Genomic DNA, 18,963 nt, shown 5'->3' on the forward strand with positions numbered 1-18,963 from the left:
CCCCGGTCGATGTCGGCCCGCCGGTCCCCGGCCGGCCACGCCGGCCGGGGACCGGGTCGGGTTCAGGCGTTGACCGTCTCCGGTCGCTGGTCGGGGTTGCCGGCGCCGGTGCCGGTGCCGGAGTCCGCCATCGCCACGCCCTTGCGCTTGCTGAACACGACCGCCGCGACGACGACCAGCGTCGCCACCACCGCGATGGTGATCCGCAGGCCGGTGTTGCGGTCGTCGCCCACGCTCCAGGCCACCACGGCCGGGGCGATCAGCAGCGAGACCAGGTTCATCACCTTGATCAGCGGGTTGATCGCCGGACCGGCGGTGTCCTTGAACGGGTCGCCGACGGTGTCGCCGATGACCGTCGCGGCGTGCGCCTCGGAGCCCTTGCCGCCGTACGCGCCGTCCTCGACCATCTTCTTGCTGTTGTCCCAGGCGCCACCGGAGTTGGCCAGGAACACCGCCATCAGCGTGCCGGCACCGATGGCGCCGGCCAGGTACGACGCCAGAGCGCCCGGCCCGAGGCCGAAGCCGACCGCGATCGGCGCCATGATCGCCAGCAGGCCGGGGGTCATCAGCTCGCGCTGCGCGTCCCGGGTGCAGATGTCGACGACCTTGCCGTACTCGGGGCGCTGCGTGCGGTCCATGATCCCGGGCAGCTCGCGGAACTGCCGGCGGACCTCCATCACGACGGCGCCCGCCGAGCGGGACACCGCGTTGATGGCCAGCCCGGAGAAGAGGAAGACCACCGCCGCGCCGATGATGAGGCCGACCAGGTTGCGCGGATTCGCCACGTTCAGCGAGTTGAGGATCTCGGCGCCGACGTCGGCGACACCCGCGTCCGAGTACGCGGTGCGCAGCGTGTCGGTGTACGAACCGAACAGCGCGGTGGCGGCGAGCACCGCCGTGGCGATCGCGATGCCCTTGGTGATCGCCTTGGTGGTGTTGCCGACGGCGTCCAGCTCGGTCAGCGTTCGGGCGCCGTGCTCGTCGATGTCACCGGACATCTCCGCCACGCCCTGCGCGTTGTCGGAGATCGGGCCGAAGGTGTCCATGGCGACGATCACGCCGACCGTGGTGAGCAGGCCGGTGCCGGCCAGCGCGACGGCGAACAGCGACAGCGTGATGGAGCTGCCGCCGAGCAGGAACGCGCCGAAGACGCCCGCGGCGATCAGCAGCGCCGAGTAGACCGCCGACTCCAGGCCGACGCTGATGCCGGCGAGGATGACGGTCGCCGGGCCGGTCTGGCTGCTCTTGCCGATGTCCTGCACCGGGCGGCGGTTCGTCTCGGTGAAGTAGCCGGTCAGCGCCTGGATCGCCGCCGCCAGCACGATGCCGATGACGACCGCGCCGATGGCGACCACGCGCGGGTTCTCGTCCACGTCGGTCAGGCCGCCCTCCAGCTCGGCGAAGGTCGCCGGCAGGTACGCCCAGGTGGCGGCGGCGACCAGCACCGCGGAGAGCAGCGCCGAGATGTAGAAGGCCCGGTTGATGGCGGTCAGGCCGGAGCGGTCCGAGGCGCGCAGCCGGGTGATGAAGACGCCGATGATCGCGACGAGCACACCGATGGTGGAGATGATCAGCGGGAAGACCAGGCCCTGCTCGCCGAAGGCGGCGCGGCCGAGGATCAGCGCGGCGACCAGGGTGACCGCGTACGACTCGAACAGGTCGGCGGCCATGCCGGCGCAGTCGCCGACGTTGTCACCCACGTTGTCGGCGATGGTGGCGGCGTTTCGCGGGTCGTCCTCGGGGATACCCTGTTCGACCTTGCCGACCAGGTCGGCGCCGACGTCGGCGGCCTTGGTGAAGATGCCGCCGCCGACCCGCATGAACATGGCGAGCAGCGCGGCGCCGAAGCCGAAGCCCTCCAGCACGGTCGGGGCGTCACCCTTGAAGAACAGGACGACCAGCGCGGCACCGAGGAGACCGAGGCCGACGGTGAGGAAGCCGACCACGCCACCGGTGCGGAACGCGATCCGCATGGCCGCCTCGCGGCCGCCCTCACGCTCGCGGGCGGCTGCGGCGACCCGCAGGTTGGCCCGGGTGGCCAGCCACATTCCGGCGCCACCGATGAACGCGCTGAACAGCGCGCCGACGACGAAGAAGGCCGATCGGCCGATCTTCACCGCCGTCTCGCTGCCGTCGGTGTCGTGCACCGGCAGCAGGAAGAGCAGCACCACGGCGACGACCACGAAGATCGCCAGGGTGCGGAACTGCCGGAGCAGGTACGCCGAGGCGCCCTCCTGCACCGCCCCCGAGATCTCCTGCATGTTGGTGGTGCCTCTGCCGGCCGCCAGCACGGTCCTCGTCAACGTGGCGGCGAAGACCAGCGCCACGGCCGCGATCACGGCGGCGAGAACCACGTACGTGACATTGTCCCCGGTGAGGGAGATCCCGCCGCTGTCTGCGGCCAAGGTGTCGGACATCTGTGTCCTCCTGTACCGAACGCTCGCGCCCGACCGGTGGAGACGCACCGGCCGGCGCCTGGATGCGGTGTCGCAAGCACGCGCCAACCCACCCCGAGCGGACCAGCGATGAACACCGTTCCCGCTGGGTGCGGGATGGATCACTTGCTGACAACCCGGGTACTGTAGCCCTCCGCAGTGTCGGAGGTCACACCGAGGGGCCACCGTGTCCGGATGATCTTCGTCGCTGTGTTATGAGGAGAAATCTGATATAGGAGGGCGTCCATGACGATCAGGCCGCGCCCCTGATCGGGACGCGGCCTGCGGCAAGAAAGATCAGGTCAGCGGGCGACCGGCCACACCATCCGCACCTCGGTGCCGACACCCTCGTCCACCGGACGCACCTGGAGGTCCTCGACGAAGCCGGCGAGCAGCGCGAAGCCGACGCCGGTGGTCAGGGCGTCCTCGCTGAGCGACTCCTTGGCCAACTCGTCCGGCGGCAGCGCGGCCAGGCCGATCCCGGCCTCGATCGGCGCCCGGTCGACGACCCGCACGGCGTACGCCCCCGAGTCGGACATCTCCACCAGCACCGGGTCGGGCAGGCCGTACTGCCGGTGCAGGGCGACCGCCCGGGTGCACGCCTCACCGATCGCGAGCCGCACCTCGTCGAGCAGGTCCTCCCGGACGCCCGCCCGCCGGGCGACCGCGACCCCGACCAGTCGGGCGGTGCGGACGTGCACCGGTGCCGGCGAGAACGAGAGGCGGACGGTGGCCATCACGCGCCGGTCGCCGCGTCGACCGTCGGGTGGAGCGGGAAGACCTGGTCGAGTGCGGTGATCCGGAAGATCTTCAGCAGTGGCTCCTTGTCGCACACGAGGGCGAACGTGCCGCCCGCGGTGCGCAGCCGTTTGAGGGCGCCCACCAGTACGCCGAGCCCGGTGGAGTCGAGGAAGTCCACCCGGCCGAGGTCGACCACGACGTGCCGGGCGCCGCCGTCGATCAGTTCGAGGAGCCGTTCGCGCAGCCGGGGGGCGGTGTAGACGTCCACCTCACCGCCGACCTCGAGCACCGTGTGCTCGCCCACGGTGCGGGTCGCCAGTGACAGCTCCATCGGTCCCTCCTCGCAAGAGCCGTAAACTCTCCAGGGCATTCAACCACTACCGCCGGATGCCCTGATGGTCACCGGCGGCGGCCCACCTCTTACCCCGGGCCCCTGCTTTTCATCTCCGAACACCCGTGCGAGAGTGCAGGACGTGACTGTCGACAGCTTCAGCTCGGCGCGTCCGACGCCGCGCCACGACCTGAAGCCGTCGGTCGCCGCCACGCCGAGCGCCGGCCCCGGCCCCGCGCCGGCCGACCTGCTGGCCCGGTTGCGCGCCCGTGGCGAAGCCGACCCGGTCACGCACGTGGAGCGGGTGCCGGCCCGCCCCGGCACGCCCGCGCCCTGGCCCGACTGGGCCCCGGCCGAGCTGCGAGCGGCGTTCGCCCGCCGGGGCGTGGTCGCGCCGTGGCGGCACCAGGCCGAGGCGGCCGATCTCGCGTACGCCGGGACGCACGTCGTCGTCGCCACCGGCACGGCCTCCGGCAAGTCGCTGGCGTACCAGCTGCCCGCACTGGCCACCCTGCTCGCCGACCCCCGGGCCACCGTGCTCTATCTCGCGCCGACCAAGGCGCTCGCCGCCGACCAGGTGCGCGCCGTCGCCGACCTGGAGTTGGAGGGGGTACGCCCCGCCTGCTACGACGGGGACACCCCGCGCGCCGAGCGGGAGTGGATCCGGCGGCACTCCCGGTTCGTGTTGACCAATCCCGACATGCTCCACCACGGCATCCTGCCCGGGCACGCGCAGTGGTCGGGCTTCCTGCGTCGGCTCGCGTACGTGGTGGTCGACGAGTGCCACACCTACCGGGGGGTGTTCGGCTCGCACGTCGCCCACGTGCTGCGCCGGTTGCGGCGGCAGTGCGCGCGCTACGGGCGTACCCCCGTCTTCGTGCTGGCCTCGGCCACGTCGGGTGACCCGGCCGCGGCGGCCGGGCGGCTCACCGGCCTGCCGGTGACGGCCGTCACCGAGGACACGTCGCCGCGCGGCGGGGTGACCTTCGCGATGTGGGAACCGCCGCTGCTGCCCGCGGCCAGCGCCTCCCCCGACGACGTCGATCTCGCGCCGGTCCGACGGTCCGCACTGCGGGAGACCGCGGACCTGCTCGCCGACACGGTCGCGTCGGGGGTCCGCACGTTGGCGTTCGTCCGATCCCGGCGGGGCGCCGAGGTGGTGGCCGCGAACGCCCGGCGCGCCCTGGACGACGCGATGCCCGGGCTCGGTGCGCGGGTGGCCGCCTACCGGGCCGGCTACCTGCGCGAGGAGCGGCGTGAACTGGAGCGGGCGCTGCTGCACGGCGACCTGCTCGGGCTGGCCTCGACGAACGCGCTGGAACTGGGGGTCGACCTGGTCGGGCTGGACGCGGTGCTGATCTGCGGTTACCCGGGCACGCGGGCGTCGCTCTGGCAGCAGGCCGGCCGGGCCGGGCGCTCCGGCCAGGAGGCGCTGGCCGTGCTGGTGGCCCGGGACGACCCGCTCGACACCTATCTCGTCCACCACCCGGAGGCGGTCTTCGGGGCGCCCGTCGAGGCGACCGTGCTCGACCCGGCCAACCCGTACGTCCTCGGGCCGCAGTTGGCGTGCGCGGCGGCCGAGGCGCCGCTCACCCCGGCCGACCTGGAACTGTTCGGCAACGGGGCGAAGGAGGCCGTCGACGCGCTGGTGGAGGCCGGCGCGCTGCGGCAACGGCCGACCGGCTGGTACTGGCGGCACCGGGAGCGCCCCGAGGTCGACCTGCGCGGCGAGGACGGCGCGCCGGTCTGCGTGGTGGAGGCCGCGACCGGCCGCCTGCTCGGCACGGTCGACGGCGGGTCGTCGCACTTCCTGCTCCACACCGGGGCGGTCTACCTGCACCAGGGCGTGTCGTACGTCGTCGACACCCTCGACCTCGCCGACGGGTGCGCGCTGGTGCACCCCGAGGAGCCGGACTGGTCCACCCATGCCCGGGACGTCACGTCGCTGTCGGTGGTGTCGGTGCGGTCGTACGTGGACGCCGGGCCGGTCGGGCTCTTCCTCGGCGAGGTCGACGTGACCAGCCAGGTGGTGTCGTACCAGCGCCGGCGGATCGCCACCGGCGAGGTCATCGACACCCGCCCGCTGGACCTTCCCGCCCGTGAGCTGCGCACCGTGGCGGTCTGGTTCACCCTCTCGCCGGAGTCCCTCACGGCGGCCGGGGTCGACCCGGCCGACGTGCCGGGCGCGCTGCACGCCGCCGAGCACGCCGCGATCGGGCTGTTGCCGCTGATGGCCACCTGCGACCGGTGGGACATCGGCGGACTCTCCACGGCGGTGCACCCGGACACCGAGGCGCCGACGGTCTTCGTGTACGACGGGCACCCGGGTGGGGCCGGTTTCGCCGAGCGCGCGTACGGGACGGCGTCGGCCTGGCTGCGCGCGACCCGGGACGCGATCGCGGAGTGCGCCTGCGAGTCCGGCTGCCCGTCGTGCGTCCAGTCCCCGAAGTGCGGCAACGGCAACAACCCGCTCTCCAAGCCGGACGCCGTCCGGGTCCTCGACGTGGTGCTGGCCAACCTTCCGGCGTGAGCGCGTCCCACCAGGTGCCCGCCGGGCATGGAACGTCGCGCGCCGGGGCATTATTGGGAGCGCTTCCATGGATCTGTTCTCCCTGCCAACGGAGGGATCATGGCCGACACCATCGCCGAGACCGTCGACCTGCTCTACACGATCGACCAGGACAACCTCACTCCCGACCAGCAGATCGCGCTCGGCACCGCCCTCGCGACGCTCGCCCAGGCCGAGCGGCTGGACCAGATCAACGAACGGCTGCACGCCATCCACCAGATCCTCCAGACCTGGGCCCTGCGCACGACGGCCGACGGCCGCTGCTGACACTTGGCCGTCCGGGGCTCAAGAGGCAGGCGGCGGGGCCCGGGCTGTGCGAGACTCCGCCCCACCCTCTGAAGGAGATCTCATGCAACCCGACAATGTGCAGGCTCAGCAGCAGTTCCACATCCGGCAGCGGATCCGGTTGATGGTCAACCAGTACGAGGTCCACGCCGTCGCCCCCGACGGCTCCGAAGGCGGCCTGTTGGCCTTCGCGCAGCAGAAGCGGCTCGCCTTCAAGGAGCAGGTGACGATCTACACCGACGACTCGAAGCAGCAGCCGTTGCTCGGCTTCAAGGCGCGGCAGCGTCTCGACCTCGGTGCCACGTACGACGTCACCGACCACGCCGGCAACCCGATCGGGGCGTTCCGTAAGGACTTCGCGCAGTCCCTGCTCCGCTCGACCTGGCACGTCGAGCAGGCCGGGTTGCCCCAGGTGACCGGGCAGGAACGGTCCCTGCCGGTGGCCCTGCTCCGGCGCTTCGTCGACTCGCTGTCCTGGCTGCCGTACCACTTCGACTTCGTCGCGGACGGCCAGCCGGTCTTCTCCGTCGTCAAGCAGTGGGGTCTCCGCGACCGGTACGTCGTCCAGATCCAGCACCCGGAGATCGACCGCCGGCTGGTGATCGCGATGGCCATCGCCCTGGACGCCCTCCAGGCCCGCTGACGTCGAGCCTTCGGCCCGGGCCGAAGTCGCCGTCGCCGTCGCCGGGTACCGGCCCGGTCTCGGCCCGGGATCCGGCCCGGGTTTCGGCCCGGGTTTCGGCTCGGGCGGGCGCCGTCGCCGGGTCAACTCGGACTCGCCCCGCCGCCCGCGCCGTTCGTCGCCGCCCCGGCTCGGACCGGGCCGGCCCGGGCTCGGGCGGTCGCCACTCGGGTCAGGCCCGGCATCGGTGTCACCGTCACCTCCGCCGTGATCAGGACGTCCAGCCCGTCGAGCCGGCAGTAGACCAGCCGTCCCCCGTTGTCCGAGACGACGCTGGCGGCCGACGCGCACGCCGCCGCACCGCCCCGGACGGCGTCACCGGCACCGGCCAGGGCACCGAGGTCCGCCGCGACACCGGCGTGCTGCCGCGCGACCCGGGCGGCCGCCACCGCCGCGCCGGCCGTACCGAACAGGACGAACGCGATCCCGACGGCGAGCAGGAGCACGCTCGCGCCACCCCGGTCTTCGTCCACGTCGGCCCTCATGTCGTTCCCCCCGATCGGATACGTCATTTCAGCGCGGCAAATCGACGCTCACGCCTGGGGCGGAGGTGTCCGATGGCGATCTGCGGATCACGGGAGATGGGCGCCGGGCTCGACGGCGGCCACAACGGTCGCGGCGACCGTGAGCCGGGGAAGCCGAGCACCCAGAGCACGGACCGGGGCCCGGACCGTCGCGCGTACCCGGTCCCCGTCCACGGTGACGGACACCTCCGCCCCGGGTGGGGCGACCCGGTCAGCGGCGGCCCGTCCGTCGTCGCCCCGGGAGGCGGCGATCGCCGCCTCCCGGGCCGCGTGCACGCATTCGCCCTTCGTGCCCACCGCGTGGACCGCGGTCAGGCCCGTGAACAGGAACAGCAGCAGCGCCGGAAGCCCGGCCGCCAGTTCGGCGGTGAAGGATCCGCGGTCACGGCCGGCCCACCGGCGCCGCGTCACTTGAGTGCCCGGTCGATGACGGCCGTCAACGCGGACTGCACGTTGCCGGAGGTCAGCACCTTGAGCAGGATGCCGGCGAAGGCGACCGCGGCGAGCGTGCCGACGGCGTACTCGGCGGTGTTCATCCCGGCGTCCCCGCGAAGGCGGGCGATGAGTCTGCGCATGTGCGTTGTCCTTTCTCGAAGGCGGTCAGAGCACGTCACCGAGGACGGCGACGATCACCGGCACCAGACCGGCGAGAATGAAGGCCGGCAGGAAGCAGAGCCCCAACGGCAGCACGATCAGCACCCCGGCCCGACGGGCAGCCGCCTCGGCCGCCGTGGCCCGATCGGCCCGCAGGTCGTCGGCGAGGCGGGTCAGCGCGCCGGCCAGGGCGGCACCGCTGGTCGCCGAGCGGAGCGCCGCCGCGATCAGCCGCTCGGCGCCGGGCACCGGTTCGAGTGACGCCCACGCCTCCGCCGGGTCGGCCCCGAGCCGAAGGAGCCGGCCGACCCGGGCGAGACGCTCCCCGAGCGGGCTCTCGAACGCCTCCGCCACGGCCAGCACCGAACGGTCGACCGGGGCGCCCGCGCGCATCGCCGAGGCCAGGAGATCCGCGGCGAGCGGGAGGTCCTCCGCTTCCCGGCGGCGCCGCTCGCGTACGGCCGGCGACTCGATCCGCCGCAGCGCCCGGTCCAGCACCACGGTGGCGACCGGCGCGCCGAGGAGCCCCGGCCAGCCGCCGACCACCACGACGATGGCCACGCCGACGAACGCCGCGACGAGCCGGATCCTGTCCGGCCGGAGCCGGCGCCGCTGCCGGCTGGACGCGTCCGCCGGGGTCCCTGAACGGATCCGTCGCGGGGCGGCCGGGGCGCGCCGCAGGTCCCGTAGGCGACGTACCGGGCGACGGCTCGTCCACAGGGCCGACGCCAGCAGCACACCCGCGGACAGGCAGCCCACGGTCAGGACCGTCCGGACCATCACGCGTCTCGCACGGGGATCGACGTGAGCCGTTCGGCCCAGAGCAGCCCGGCGACCTGTAGGGCGACGGCCAGGACGGCACAACCCCCGCCGACGGGGGTGTGCAGGAGCACGGCGACCGGGTCGACGCCGATGCCGTACCCGAGGCCCATTCCCCCGAGCGGCAGTGCCGCGAGGAGCCAGGCGGTCGCCCGCGCGCCGGCCGCCTGGGCTGCCGCGGCGGCGACGCCCCGGTCGGCCGAGCGGGCGTCCACGTCGATCCGCTCCAGCAACTCCGCCAGCGGGGCGCCGGTCCGGTCGGCGAGGTGCACGGCGGTCCGGGCCAGCGAACCTCCCGATCCGTCGGTCACGGCTGCCGACAGTGCGACCGCCTGGGCCACCGGCAGGCCGGCCCGCAGGTCGGCGGCGAGGTCACAGAGCTGGTCCAGCCGCTGCTTCCGGGCTCGTCGGGCGTTACGCGACGCCTCCCGTCGCAGCAGTGCGCGGACTCCCACCGTGCCGTACGCCCCGGCGGCGACCGCCGCCACCGGACCGCCCACCAGGGCACCCAGGGCTGCCGTCACCACACCGACCACCAGCAGGGCGCGCCTCGGCGACGCCGCCGGAGCCGGCCACCAACGCCGACCCGCCATGCCCGTCGCTCCGGGCCGGCCCGAGCCGGCGACCGCCGTGCGGAAGGTTGATGCCCGACGGCCGTCGCCGGCAGGCGGAGGTGACCCGCCCGGCCGTCGGGAATCCCGCCGAGGCGGCGGTCCGGTGCGGCCCGGGCCACGCGTGCCCGGCGTACCAGGCGACGTGCGCAGGTCGGCCGCCGCTGGCGCACGTGACAAGCGGGCCGGCCGGCCGACCGGAACCGGCGACCACTCACCCACTCCGGTCGGGCCCGCCACCGACGCCCGGCCCGGATCGGCCGGCGACGGCTCGCCCTGCGGCGTGTCCACCCTCGACCGGGAGATCGGGATCCGCGCCACCTTCGTCGCCGGCCCGGCCGCGGGCAGGTCGCCGGGAGTCGATGTCGAGGTCTCGTCCCGGTCCGGTCGCGCGCCACCGACCGGCGCGGGAAAGTCGCGCCGCAGGCTGGTCACCCACGCGACCAGGGGATCCTCGACGACCGGCGTAGTGCCGGCACCGGGCGCACGTCGACGGATGACCAGCAGCGGCCGGCACGCGACGGCCGTCAGGGTCACCAGGACCAGCGTCAGCAGCAGGTACGGCGGGATCATGCCGGCCCCGCCGATCCGGGCCAGGGCCCGTGCAGGATCGGGGGGACCGCGACGTTCCGCCCCTTCAGCAACTCCGCCAGCCGTCGGGCGGCGGACGCCGGGCCGCCACCGCGGACCCACGCCGGCACGGCGCTGACCAGCCGGTCGGGCCCCTCCGGCAGGAGCAGGCAGACGGACTCCAGCACCCGTCCGCGCGTCAGCCGCCGGACGTGCAGCACCACCTGGAGCGCCGCCGCCACCTGCGCGTGCAGCGCGGGCCGGGGCAGGCCGCCCAGCAGACCGAGCGCCTCCAGCCGGGCGGGCACGTCCGACGGGGTGTTGGCGTGCAGCGTCCCGGCGCCGCCCTCGTGGCCCGTGTTGAGTGCGGCCAGCAGGTCGACGACCTCCGGCCCGCGGCACTCACCCACCACCAGCCGGTCCGGTCGCATCCGCAACGCCTGGCGTACCAGGTCGGTCAGGCCGATGGCGCCCGAGCCCTCCACGTTGGCGGTCCGGGCCTGCAGGCCCACCACGTGCGGGTGGTTCGGGTGCAGCTCGGCGGCGTCCTCGACGAGCACGATCCGTTCCGTGGCCGGGACGAGACCGAGCATCGTGTTGAGCAGTGTCGTCTTTCCGGAGCCCGTGCCGCCCACGACCAGGTACGCGAGCCGGGCCGCCACCACCGCGGACAGCACCGGGGCCACCGGACGCGGCACGGTGCCCTGGCGGACCAGCTCGTCGAGGGTGAACGGCCGCTGCCGGAAGGTCCGCAGGGACAGGTACGGCCCGTCCGTCGCCACCGGGGGCAGCACCGCGTGCAGGCGGGTGCCGTCCGCGAGCCGCGCGTCCACGTACGGGGAGCCGTCGTCCAGCCGGCGCCCGGCGCCCGCCGCGAGCCGCTGCGCGAGCCGGCGGACGTCGTCCACCGAGCCCACCGGCACCGGGACCTGTTGGAGGCCCTGCCCCCGGTCGATCCACACCCGGACGCCGTTGACGAGCACGTCGGTCACCTCGGGGTCCGCCAGCAGCGGAGCGAGCGGGCCGGCGCCCACCAGGTCGTCGTGCACCCGGTCGGCCAGGCGGAGCAGCGTGGTGTCGCCGAGCACGGCGGCGGTCGGTTCGGCGCGTACGGCGGAGACGATCGCGGCCGGGGTGACCGGCGCGGACGAGGATGCGATCCGCTGCCGGACGCGGGCGGCGAGCGCGTCCCCGTCGGTGGGCCCGGTCACGCCGCACCCGCCGCGGGCGCTCCGGTCAGCTCGCCGACGATCCGTTGGCACAGGGCCGCCAGCGAACCCCGACCGTCGGCGGCTGGGGCTTCGCCGCGTTCCAGGCCCCGGCAGAGCCCGGGCTCGGGGCGCAACGTCCCGGCGAGCGGGAGCCCGAGTGCGCGCGCGACCTCGGCGGCCTTGAGCCGGCCCGGCGCCGGCCCCCGGACGATCAGCGACAGGTCGGCGCAGTGCGGCGCGACGGCGGCGACCACCCGGGCGGCCGCGGCCGTGGCCCGCAGCTCGGCGGGGACGACGAGGAACGCCCGGTCGACGGCCTGGAGAGCGGTCACCGCCGCGTCGTCGAGATGCCGCGGCAGGTCGACCACGACGACGTCCCGACCACGCCGGGCGGCGTCGAGGGTCGCCGCCATCGCCGGGGCGGGCAGCGGCAGGAGATCGCCCCGGTCCCACGAGAGCACCACCAGGTCGCCCCGGCTCGGCAGGGCACGCACCAGAGCCGGCGCGTCGACCCGTCCCTCGGCGTCGGTCAGCGCCGGCCAGCGCAGCCCGTCCAGCTGTTCCCAGCCCAGCACGAGATCCAGTCCGCCGCCGAGGGGATCGGCGTCGACGAGGAGCGTGCGGAGTCGGGACCGGGCGGCCGTGACGGCGAGACCGCCGGCGAGGATGCTCGCGCCGGCCCCACCACGACCGCCCAGGACGGCCACGGCCCGGGCCCCGCCGGGGACCGGCTGGTCCGGGCCGCACTCGGCGAACCGGTCCACCAGCCAGGGCTCGGCGGCGGGCAGGGTGGCGACGTGCTCGGCTCCCATCAGATCGGCGACCTCCCAGCCGGGCTCAAGGTCGCCGGAGCGACCGACCAGCACCAGGCGACGCCGGTACGGCAGGCGCGCCCGCAGGCACTGCTGGGCCTGGTCGGTGCCGACGAGCACCAGCGGGGCGGGCGCCCAGCGGGACCGGGCGGCCGCCGGATCCGGCGCGAGGTCCACCTCGACGCCGCCGGCTGCGGCGAGCCGCAGCAGGTCGTCGAGCAGGTCACTGTCGGACGTGACGAGCAGGGGCAGGCGCCGAGGGGGTGGTACGGAGGTGCGGGGTGGCATCACGGCCTCCAGCGGTCGGCTCGGATTCGCTGGTTCGGAACCCTGCTCGCTCCGCCCCCGCCGCGCCGCCCCTCGGACGGCGCCTGTGGACGACGGAGCCACCTGTGGACAACGCCCGAAACGGCAGTTGATCTGCTATGCCCGCCGTCCGGTAGGAGCGCGTCCGTCGAGGTGGCCGTGCCTGCTGACGCCGCCTGACCGCACAGGGCGGAGACCGGTGGTGGCACCCGGCCGCGGAAAAGCGGCCGCCGGAGTCGACCCCGGGGGAGCGGACGATTGACCGGGAGCGGTCGCCCCGGCGGAGCGATCGACGGCGCGACCTTTCCGACGAACCGGCCCAGGGCACGGGACGCCCCTACTAGCGTCGGGACCATGCCGGCTCGTTCGTCCCGCTGGTCGATGCCGCCCCGGGTCCTCGAGGCACCGTCGTACCTGCAGGCGTTCGTCCTCTCCGGGGTGGTGACGGTGCTGGTCACGCGGGCCTTCCTCCAGGCGGCCGGCTACCCGAGGCTGGGCGGCGGCGGGCTCCACATCGCGCACGTGCTCTGGGGTGGCCTGCTGATGACCGCGGGTCTGGGCGTTGCCCTGGTCTTCCTCGGCAGTGCGGCGCGCATCCTCGGCGCGATCCTGGGCGGGACGGGCTTCGGCCTCTTCGTCGACGAGGTCGGCAAGTTCGTCACCGCCGGCACCGACTACTTCTATGCCCCCGCCGCCGGCATCATCTACGGTTCGTTCGCGGTGCTGGTGGTGATCACCCAGGCGATCCGTGACCGGACCCGGCTCACCGACCAGGAGCGGACGGCGAACGCCCTGTACACGGTGGTCGGCGGGCTCGGCACCGGCCTCACCCCTCGGCGCCGTGCGGCGGTGACGCGGCTGGTCCGCGGTTGCGGCCCGGAGGTGGAGGAGGCGGTGGCCCGGCTGCTCGACGCGGTGCCCCGACGGGAGCCACCCGGCACCCGGTTCTGGCAGCCCTGGCTCGACCGGGGCCGCCGGGCACTGACCTGGGTGACCACCCACCGGTGGGTGGTGTCGCTGGTGGTTCTGTATCTCGTCGGCGAGCCCTTCGTCGTGGTGCTCAGAGTCCTCGAGGACGCGGTCACCGGCCAGTTGCCCGACCAGCGGGAATGGGGCGCCGTGCTCGGGGTCGCGCTCTCCGCGCTGATCACGGCGGTGCTCGGGATCCGTGGGGCTTTGCTGCTCCCGACCGACCAGGTGCGGGCCTTCCGGCTGTTCAAGCTCGCGCTCCTGGTCGACCTGCTGTTCGGGCAGATCTTCAGCTTCACCGTCAACCAGTTCGGGGCGCTCGCCGCGCTCGGCGTGGACCTTTTCCTGCTCGCGGTGGTGACGGCCGAGTACCGCCGGCTGTGCCGGCAGGCGTCGGCGGCCGCGATCCGGAAGGCCGAGGAATCGGGCAGCCGGGAAGAAGCCCAGGACAGTCACGGCCGGAACCAGTAGCCGTACGGATGACCGCTCGTTGAGGGCGTGGCCCTGCAACTCCGGACCAGAACCTCACTCACCGGGCAGCCGGATTTCGCACCTTCCATCCGTCAGCACCTGACGGCAGGATGTGCACGTGGCTATGGAGACCGCAGCGCGCGGTAAGGGCTCCGGCGGAGGCGGGGCGCCGTTGTGGTAAAGGACATCCTGCTCCTGGTGATTGGAGCAGTGGTCGGAGCGGCTGCCGGCCTGGCAATGACCGTCTACTGGCAGGACAGTTGGAAAAGTTGGCTGGCACGACGACGCCGGAACCGCTTGGCCAGTGCGATCCATGACACCCAGGCGGCAGACGGCGCCGTTTCGATCGGGCGCTACACGACGGAAGTGCATTTGATCGAAGGTGATGGACAGACCGTCTTCGAGCCGGACAACATCGCGGTAAATTTCCGCCAGGTCCGCGCTGATCTTCCACCGGCTATCGCCCGTGCCAGGCATCGCGCAATCCGGCAGCTGGCACGCGAAAAGTCGAACACCCAGGGCGGAGTGGCGAACTGGAACAGCACCTCCCTGGTGGCCCTGTCGCGCTACCACACCTCTCGGACGGCTCCCTGGGAGGATGTGACCTTGCGCCTGGAAGGGTTGGCAACGGACTACGCCACCTTCATGGCGACAGCGCTGTCGTTGGACTCGGAGTTCGAGCGGCCTGACGCCTCGGGAAACCTGGCGCGCACGACCCTCCGCCGTGAATACTTTCCGAACCAGGACAGCGTGGCAAGTGCCATCCATCGCCCAATCCCGGCACTCGCCAACGGCATCGGTGTAACAATTCTGGCATTCACCGACGACGCCAAGGTCATCCTCGCACAGCGCCGCCCTACCGCACGCGCCCGCCCAGGCCAGCGCGATGTCAGCATCGTTGAAGGGATTCACTCAGACCACGATTCAATTGGCGGCGGTCGACTCAGCATCCTCAACACCGCGATAAGAGGTTGTTGGGAGGAACTCGGCGTCAGGGCGTCCGCCGAAGACTTCAAGTTCCTCGCGTTCGGTGTGGACATGAGGTTCTACCAGTGGAACTTCTTCGGTCTAGCCAACCTTGGCCACACCTCTGAACAGATCGCCCGCCTGCATTCGATCCACGCAAAAGATCGCTGGGAAGGAAAGCTCCAGTTCGTCGACGCCGACCCTGCTCAGGTCTTCGAACGACTGCGACAGGACGGCACGTGGGATACCGCTCTCGTCACGACCTATCTGGCCTTCTGCAGCAAGATCGGAATCGGGCGGACACGCCGGTCTGCAGAACGGCTCTTCGGTTCCGCACCATCCCAGTGACCGTGCGGAACCCCAACCTCGTGCAGCAGGTCATGGGCCGCGAACAGGCGTGGACGACGCTGAATCGTTATACGCACACGCCAGACGGCTACGCCGGCGCCCGCATTCTGGCCGCATTCGTCCGGCGCAGGGAGGCCGTTGGACGCCGGGGTTCGGCGAGGGTGAGGAAGGACGCTACCTGCTGCGGAGCATTTGACCGGGAAAGGGACGACCCCCGTCGGGGGGAGCCGGAGGCACGTCGTCAGCTCTTGCGGATCGCTGCCGATCATTGCCGTTGCTCAGCTGGCGCAAAGCGTCCTCTGCTGTGTCAAACCAGCCTGGATCGAGCTGCTTGCTGCCTCATCGCTGCCTGCGGCCTCGGCATGCTCCCGGTGGGGTCCTGAACTAGTTCCGCAGTCCAGCTTGGACCAATGCTGAGTGAGTGCTGAGTGATCCCTGTCTTCTCTGGCATCACCCTCAGCACACCAGGACTCTGAAGTTGATGCGGATGTCTCCGGCTGCCACCGGCGACAGCTGCCGCTGCAGCTGGAGGAACGATGGGACTGCAAGAGCTGCTGGACAGCACGCCAGCCCGCCTCGCAGGGCGAAGCTCCGACTTGCTGCAGCTAGTCGCGCTCGCCTTTACCGTCCTCGCCGCCCTCTATGGGGCGGGAATCACCTGGGCGGCCGTGCATGGCGCCTCGGTGCCCCTTGTAGTTGGTGCTGCCGCAGTGATCGCCACCGCGGCGGCATTGGCCTACTACGTCATGTGCATTCGCACCCGCCAGGACTTCGAGATCGAGGAGCTCAATGGGCTGCTCGTCGTCGCCCGTGTTCAAGGCGAGGGCGGCCGAAACCATCACCGGTACACGTACAACCGTCAGCAACGCATCCGCGCCCTCCGGCACGACCTGAGGCTTGTCGGGATTCGTTCCCATTGGAGTGGCCAGAGCCGGACCGTCGAGGAGGTAACCTCACTGTTCCCGGAACATCGGTTGCTTGACGGCGCCATCGCCGAGGAGGACGGGCGAATCCACCGGTGGGTGTACCTGCTCGGACCGATCGCTCGTAACCGCCGGGTATCGGTCGGAATCAGGCACGTTTTCGAGGACGCTTACGCGCCAATGAAGCCGTACTACCGCGAAAGCGGAGAGGAGCGCCGCGTCCAAAAGCTCTCAGTCCGAGTACGTTTCGCATGCGACGACGCCCCCGTTGAAGCCTGGCAGGTAGTCTGGAAACGATCTAAGTCCGGGTCAACGCGCCAGGAAGTGGCGCGCAATGAATGCAGGCCGATCATCGAACCTGACACTGGCAGCGTCGTCTACGAGTTGTTGAAGAGCAAGCCCGATCCCGACTGCGCGTACGGCATTTCCTGGCGCTGGCCCACAACATCGTCGCGCAGCGACGCACGCGCACCGATTCACGAAGAGCCGGCACCGATGACACGGGTCGGCGGCTAAGGACGGGCGTCGCCCTGCAACCTGACGTGCTCATTACGAGTCGGTCCCCGGGTGCTGGTCCTCCGCCCGGTCCTCCTCGTCGACCTGCCGCCTGAGTCCGCAATCGTCCGCTGCTACTCGCCGGCTTGGCTGCTCGATTGGCTGCTCGCCAGCCGAGGTTACGTCCGGTGTGACCTACGATCGCCGCTGGTCATCCCAATGCTTGTAGCAGGCCTGCTGTTCGGCCTTCGCGTCCAGCTTCGCCCGGCTGGCTGGTATCGCCGCGGGTCACCACAGCAGCGAGCGATGGCTCGCCGTGATCAAAACAATCTTGTGATAGGACATCCAGCAGATCACCGAGCTGCCGGTAGTGATACCGCTTGTCGATCGCAATCGACAGCTCCTTGTAAGTGATCGTTCCCCCGCGAAGTGCGACGAAAATCAGGACGCCTCGCATAATGGGCAGAGCCTCCTGCATGAGTTCTGTGAAGTGGACAGTTCGACCCCGCCACTTGCTGTCGACTCGCTGGCCAACTGTATAGGCGAAGTGTCCGTTACTTCCCACGACGCGGTCCCTCCTGTAGTCTCCAAGTCCGACCGTGCCTTGCAGCGCGCGAGGCTGCATCAACCCTTCGGCCGGTGTTGTGGTGCCGTCAGACCATCTCCCCTGGGCCGCAACTCAGGGCAGAGCCACTTGTTTTTGGTCGCCTGCGCCGTCAACCGGTGCAGCTAGGTCGCGCGTCGCTGCTGCAATGCCCGACCCGCATCAAAGCTCGCGCTGTCTTCTCGCTGCCTCGCTACCTGCGACGAGAGCCCGCCGCCGAGTGCTCTCATGTGGGGGTTGGGCGTGAAGTCCGCCATGCTACGTACGCTTACTCGGATTCTCGCGCCTGCGTCACGTATCGGACAACGCGAATCCCCATGACGTTGCTGGTCTTAGGATTTTTACATGAGAAGCGTCGCTGCCACGTGCGAGCATCTCGATTGGAGCCCCATCGAATCCGCCGCCTCTCATTCACAGCTCGCCGGAGTAATAGCAAGCCTCTTGTTCGCGGGCATGATCGTGCTGTTGACCGATCGCGGCAAAACCATCAAGCATACCTACGCCTTGATGCTACTCACGTCGTCCTTTTTTATTCTTGCCCTCGATAGCTTCCTCTTCTCCGTTATTGCGGGTGAAAGGCATGCGGTCGCGCATGGACCTCGACTATGGTCGCTGGCGGCATGCTCGGTGTGGGCGCAATCGGAATCTTCGGTGGCTTGTCGTGGCTCATGACGGCCTACGGCGACGGCAACGCACAGGGCGCATACCTTACGATTACTATCGCCTTCGTTACGGCAGCCGTAGTCGGCCTGCACGTGTGGGTAACGGGTGTTGACTTCAGCCGAGACATGGCCGATGTGGGAGACGTTCCGGACTGGTTGCCTCCAGTCGTGACGACATACGCAATTGCTACGGCCGCCAGCGTTCTCGTGCTAGCCGCGCGTTGGCTTAATGCCGTGCTGCGGCAACAGGTTGGGCAACCGCCACGCCGCAGAGTCGTTCAAGCAGCCTACGCCACCGTAATCTATGGCTCAGCGTGCTCTATCGTGTCAGGGATTCTTCTAGGCCCGGCCGTTTCGGATTGGGCTGCAGTTCCGGCTTGGGCCACTTCCATAGCCATGGTGGTTCCGTTGACAATGGTCACTGCGGCAATGGCCACCCAACTCCTAGCACTCCCCGTACCGGCGCGACTCGGACGCAGCCGCCCACGTCCATCAGTTCGTCAACGGAACGTCGCCCGATTAATCCACCCATATGGCCGACCCAAGCGCCGGTACGTGCGGTGAGACATGTCAGACAACCTACGAGGCTGGAGGTTGATACATGGCAAGTAGCACTCCGAATGGGAGCGGCGACATGCTGCAAATGGTCCTCCAGTTTCAAACAAGCGCCCGAGCGGAAATCACTCACCGAGTAGGGCTAAGAGACACGGCTCTCTTCCTTTTCCTCGCCGGAAGCGCCAGCCTCTTTGGCGTAGCCCTGAATGAGTCATACCGACCAGTTCTCTATGCTATTCCGCTGCTCGGGCTCGGAGCGAGCCAGGTCTTCACCCAACACAACATCGTGATTGGCGCGATAACTCGTTATCTCGGCATCGAGGTGACCGCTTGGCTGCATGAGGCCTACCCGGGCTATCCCCTGCCTCTTCAGTGGAATAACTCTCAATCCTATTTGGGCATGCGGAGTGCGTTCACCAGACCAGTACTGTTCTCGGGCCTCACGCTCATTGTCTTTCCGCAAGCGCTTGCTTTGGTGGT

General features: G+C 70.9%; 18 protein-coding genes. 7 read left to right on the forward strand and 11 right to left on the reverse strand.

Annotation, left to right across the window (positions count from 1 at the left end; all coding sequences use genetic code 11):
- Positions 1 to 62: 62 nt before the first annotated feature.
- The 3 genes from GKC29_RS02300 to GKC29_RS02310 form a co-directional block, all read right to left on the reverse strand.
- Complete coding sequence (locus GKC29_RS02300) at positions 63 to 2,417, reverse strand: sodium-translocating pyrophosphatase (RefSeq protein WP_155329248.1); 2,355 nt, start codon at positions 2,415 to 2,417, stop codon at positions 63 to 65.
- A gap of 320 nt (positions 2,418 to 2,737) precedes the next feature.
- The gene (locus GKC29_RS02305; RefSeq protein ID WP_155329249.1) at positions 2,738 to 3,172 is read right to left on the reverse strand and encodes an ATP-binding protein; all 435 of its coding nucleotides are present in this window, start codon (positions 3,170 to 3,172) and stop codon (positions 2,738 to 2,740) included.
- Complete coding sequence (locus tag GKC29_RS02310; protein ID WP_155329250.1) at positions 3,172 to 3,507, reverse strand: STAS domain-containing protein; 336 nt, start codon at positions 3,505 to 3,507, stop codon at positions 3,172 to 3,174. The genes GKC29_RS02305 and GKC29_RS02310 overlap by 1 nt, the downstream gene beginning before the upstream one ends.
- A 64-nt stretch (positions 3,508 to 3,571) precedes the next feature.
- On the opposite strand from GKC29_RS02310, the gene GKC29_RS02315 reads away from it, so the two are divergent.
- The 3 genes from GKC29_RS02315 (at position 3,572) to GKC29_RS02325 (ending at position 7,004) form a co-directional block, all read left to right on the forward strand.
- Entirely contained in the window at positions 3,572 to 6,037 is a 2,466-nt protein-coding gene (locus GKC29_RS02315) for a DEAD/DEAH box helicase (RefSeq protein WP_230688890.1), read from the forward strand.
- Between the two features lie 99 nt (positions 6,038 to 6,136).
- Positions 6,137 to 6,343, forward strand: coding sequence for a hypothetical protein (locus tag GKC29_RS02320; RefSeq protein ID WP_155329251.1), 207 nt, complete (start codon positions 6,137 to 6,139; stop codon positions 6,341 to 6,343).
- Positions 6,344 to 6,425: 82 nt separating this feature from the next.
- Positions 6,426 to 7,004: a hypothetical protein gene (locus tag GKC29_RS02325; protein ID WP_155329252.1), complete on the forward strand. Its 579-nt coding sequence runs from the start codon at positions 6,426 to 6,428 to the stop codon at positions 7,002 to 7,004.
- Positions 7,005 to 7,126: 122 nt separating this feature from the next.
- Here the strand turns inward: GKC29_RS02325 and GKC29_RS02330 are convergent, their stop codons facing one another.
- The 7 genes from GKC29_RS02330 to ssd form a co-directional block, all read right to left on the reverse strand.
- Positions 7,127 to 7,528 (reverse strand): Rv3654c family TadE-like protein, encoded by a 402-nt coding sequence (locus GKC29_RS02330; protein WP_230688891.1) that lies wholly within the window; start codon positions 7,526 to 7,528, stop codon positions 7,127 to 7,129.
- Positions 7,529 to 7,615: 87 nt separating this feature from the next.
- A complete protein-coding gene (locus GKC29_RS02335) occupies positions 7,616 to 7,978 on the reverse strand; it encodes a TadE family type IV pilus minor pilin (RefSeq protein ID WP_155329254.1) in 363 nt (120 codons plus the stop codon).
- On the reverse strand, positions 7,975 to 8,142 hold the full coding sequence (locus GKC29_RS02340) for a DUF4244 domain-containing protein (protein WP_120727603.1): 168 nt from the start codon (positions 8,140 to 8,142) through the stop codon (positions 7,975 to 7,977). The genes GKC29_RS02335 and GKC29_RS02340 overlap by 4 nt, the downstream gene beginning before the upstream one ends.
- Before the next feature lie 25 nt (positions 8,143 to 8,167).
- Positions 8,168 to 8,941, reverse strand: coding sequence for a type II secretion system F family protein (locus tag GKC29_RS02345; protein ID WP_155329255.1), 774 nt, complete (start codon positions 8,939 to 8,941; stop codon positions 8,168 to 8,170).
- Entirely contained in the window at positions 8,941 to 10,164 is a 1,224-nt protein-coding gene (locus GKC29_RS30440) for a hypothetical protein (RefSeq protein ID WP_370463299.1), read from the reverse strand. Before GKC29_RS30440 ends, GKC29_RS02345 begins: the two co-directional genes overlap by 1 nt.
- Positions 10,161 to 11,372 carry a TadA family conjugal transfer-associated ATPase gene (locus GKC29_RS02355; RefSeq protein ID WP_155329256.1) on the reverse strand — a complete coding sequence of 404 codons (1,212 nt, stop codon included), beginning with the start codon at positions 11,370 to 11,372 and terminating at the stop codon, positions 10,161 to 10,163. Before GKC29_RS02355 ends, GKC29_RS30440 begins: the two co-directional genes overlap by 4 nt.
- The gene (gene ssd / locus GKC29_RS02360) at positions 11,369 to 12,472 is read right to left on the reverse strand and encodes a septum site-determining protein Ssd (protein WP_155329257.1); all 1,104 of its coding nucleotides are present in this window, start codon (positions 12,470 to 12,472) and stop codon (positions 11,369 to 11,371) included. The genes GKC29_RS02355 and ssd overlap by 4 nt, the downstream gene beginning before the upstream one ends.
- Positions 12,473 to 12,871: 399 nt before the next feature.
- On the opposite strand from ssd, the gene GKC29_RS02365 reads away from it, so the two are divergent.
- From GKC29_RS02365 to GKC29_RS02375, 3 genes are all read left to right on the forward strand, one after another.
- Positions 12,872 to 13,930 carry a hypothetical protein gene (locus GKC29_RS02365; protein WP_230689139.1) on the forward strand — a complete coding sequence of 353 codons (1,059 nt, stop codon included), beginning with the start codon at positions 12,872 to 12,874 and terminating at the stop codon, positions 13,928 to 13,930.
- Positions 13,931 to 14,104: 174 nt separating this feature from the next.
- Entirely contained in the window at positions 14,105 to 15,244 is a 1,140-nt protein-coding gene (locus GKC29_RS02370; protein ID WP_196255789.1) for a hypothetical protein, read from the forward strand.
- Between the two features lie 536 nt (positions 15,245 to 15,780).
- A complete protein-coding gene (locus GKC29_RS02375) occupies positions 15,781 to 16,683 on the forward strand; it encodes a hypothetical protein (protein ID WP_155329259.1) in 903 nt (300 codons plus the stop codon).
- A 190-nt stretch (positions 16,684 to 16,873) separates the two neighbouring features.
- Here GKC29_RS02375 and GKC29_RS02380 read toward each other — a convergent pair whose 3' ends face one another.
- Positions 16,874 to 17,140 carry a hypothetical protein gene (locus GKC29_RS02380; RefSeq protein ID WP_155329260.1) on the reverse strand — a complete coding sequence of 89 codons (267 nt, stop codon included), beginning with the start codon at positions 17,138 to 17,140 and terminating at the stop codon, positions 16,874 to 16,876.
- A 471-nt stretch (positions 17,141 to 17,611) separates the two neighbouring features.
- Between GKC29_RS02380 and GKC29_RS02385 the strand changes: the two genes are divergently transcribed.
- Positions 17,612 to 17,938: a hypothetical protein gene (locus GKC29_RS02385; protein ID WP_155329261.1), complete on the forward strand. Its 327-nt coding sequence runs from the start codon at positions 17,612 to 17,614 to the stop codon at positions 17,936 to 17,938.
- The last annotated feature ends 1,025 nt before the right edge of the window (positions 17,939 to 18,963 follow it).

Origin of the sequence: Micromonospora sp. WMMC415 (genome assembly GCF_009707425.1) — a bacterium.
In the GTDB taxonomy this organism is placed as follows: Bacteria; Actinomycetota; Actinomycetes; order Mycobacteriales; family Micromonosporaceae; genus Micromonospora.

Excerpts from the sequence above, each read along its gene's own strand:
- GKC29_RS02300 (WP_155329248.1), bottom strand. The coding sequence starts at position 2,417 with ATGTCCGACACCTTGGCCGCAGACAGCGGCGGGATCTCCCTCACCGGG.
- GKC29_RS02305 (WP_155329249.1), bottom strand. The coding sequence starts at position 3,172 with ATGGCCACCGTCCGCCTCTCGTTCTCGCCGGCACCGGTGCACGTCCGC.
- GKC29_RS02310 (WP_155329250.1), bottom strand. The coding sequence starts at position 3,507 with ATGGAGCTGTCACTGGCGACCCGCACCGTGGGCGAGCACACGGTGCTC.
- GKC29_RS02315 (WP_230688890.1), top strand. The coding sequence starts at position 3,572 with ATGGTCACCGGCGGCGGCCCACCTCTTACCCCGGGCCCCTGCTTTTCA.
- GKC29_RS02320 (WP_155329251.1), top strand. The coding sequence starts at position 6,137 with ATGGCCGACACCATCGCCGAGACCGTCGACCTGCTCTACACGATCGAC.
- GKC29_RS02325 (WP_155329252.1), top strand. The coding sequence starts at position 6,426 with ATGCAACCCGACAATGTGCAGGCTCAGCAGCAGTTCCACATCCGGCAG.
- GKC29_RS02330 (WP_230688891.1), bottom strand. The coding sequence starts at position 7,528 with ATGAGGGCCGACGTGGACGAAGACCGGGGTGGCGCGAGCGTGCTCCTG.
- GKC29_RS02340 (WP_120727603.1), bottom strand. The coding sequence starts at position 8,142 with ATGCGCAGACTCATCGCCCGCCTTCGCGGGGACGCCGGGATGAACACC.
- GKC29_RS02345 (WP_155329255.1), bottom strand. The coding sequence starts at position 8,941 with ATGGTCCGGACGGTCCTGACCGTGGGCTGCCTGTCCGCGGGTGTGCTG.
- GKC29_RS30440 (WP_370463299.1), bottom strand. The coding sequence starts at position 10,164 with ATGATCCCGCCGTACCTGCTGCTGACGCTGGTCCTGGTGACCCTGACG.
- ssd (WP_155329257.1), bottom strand. The coding sequence starts at position 12,472 with ATGCCACCCCGCACCTCCGTACCACCCCCTCGGCGCCTGCCCCTGCTC.
- GKC29_RS02365 (WP_230689139.1), top strand. The coding sequence starts at position 12,872 with ATGCCGCCCCGGGTCCTCGAGGCACCGTCGTACCTGCAGGCGTTCGTC.
- GKC29_RS02375 (WP_155329259.1), top strand. The coding sequence starts at position 15,781 with ATGGGACTGCAAGAGCTGCTGGACAGCACGCCAGCCCGCCTCGCAGGG.
- GKC29_RS02380 (WP_155329260.1), bottom strand. The coding sequence starts at position 17,140 with ATGCAGGAGGCTCTGCCCATTATGCGAGGCGTCCTGATTTTCGTCGCA.
- GKC29_RS02385 (WP_155329261.1), top strand. The coding sequence starts at position 17,612 with ATGAGAAGCGTCGCTGCCACGTGCGAGCATCTCGATTGGAGCCCCATC.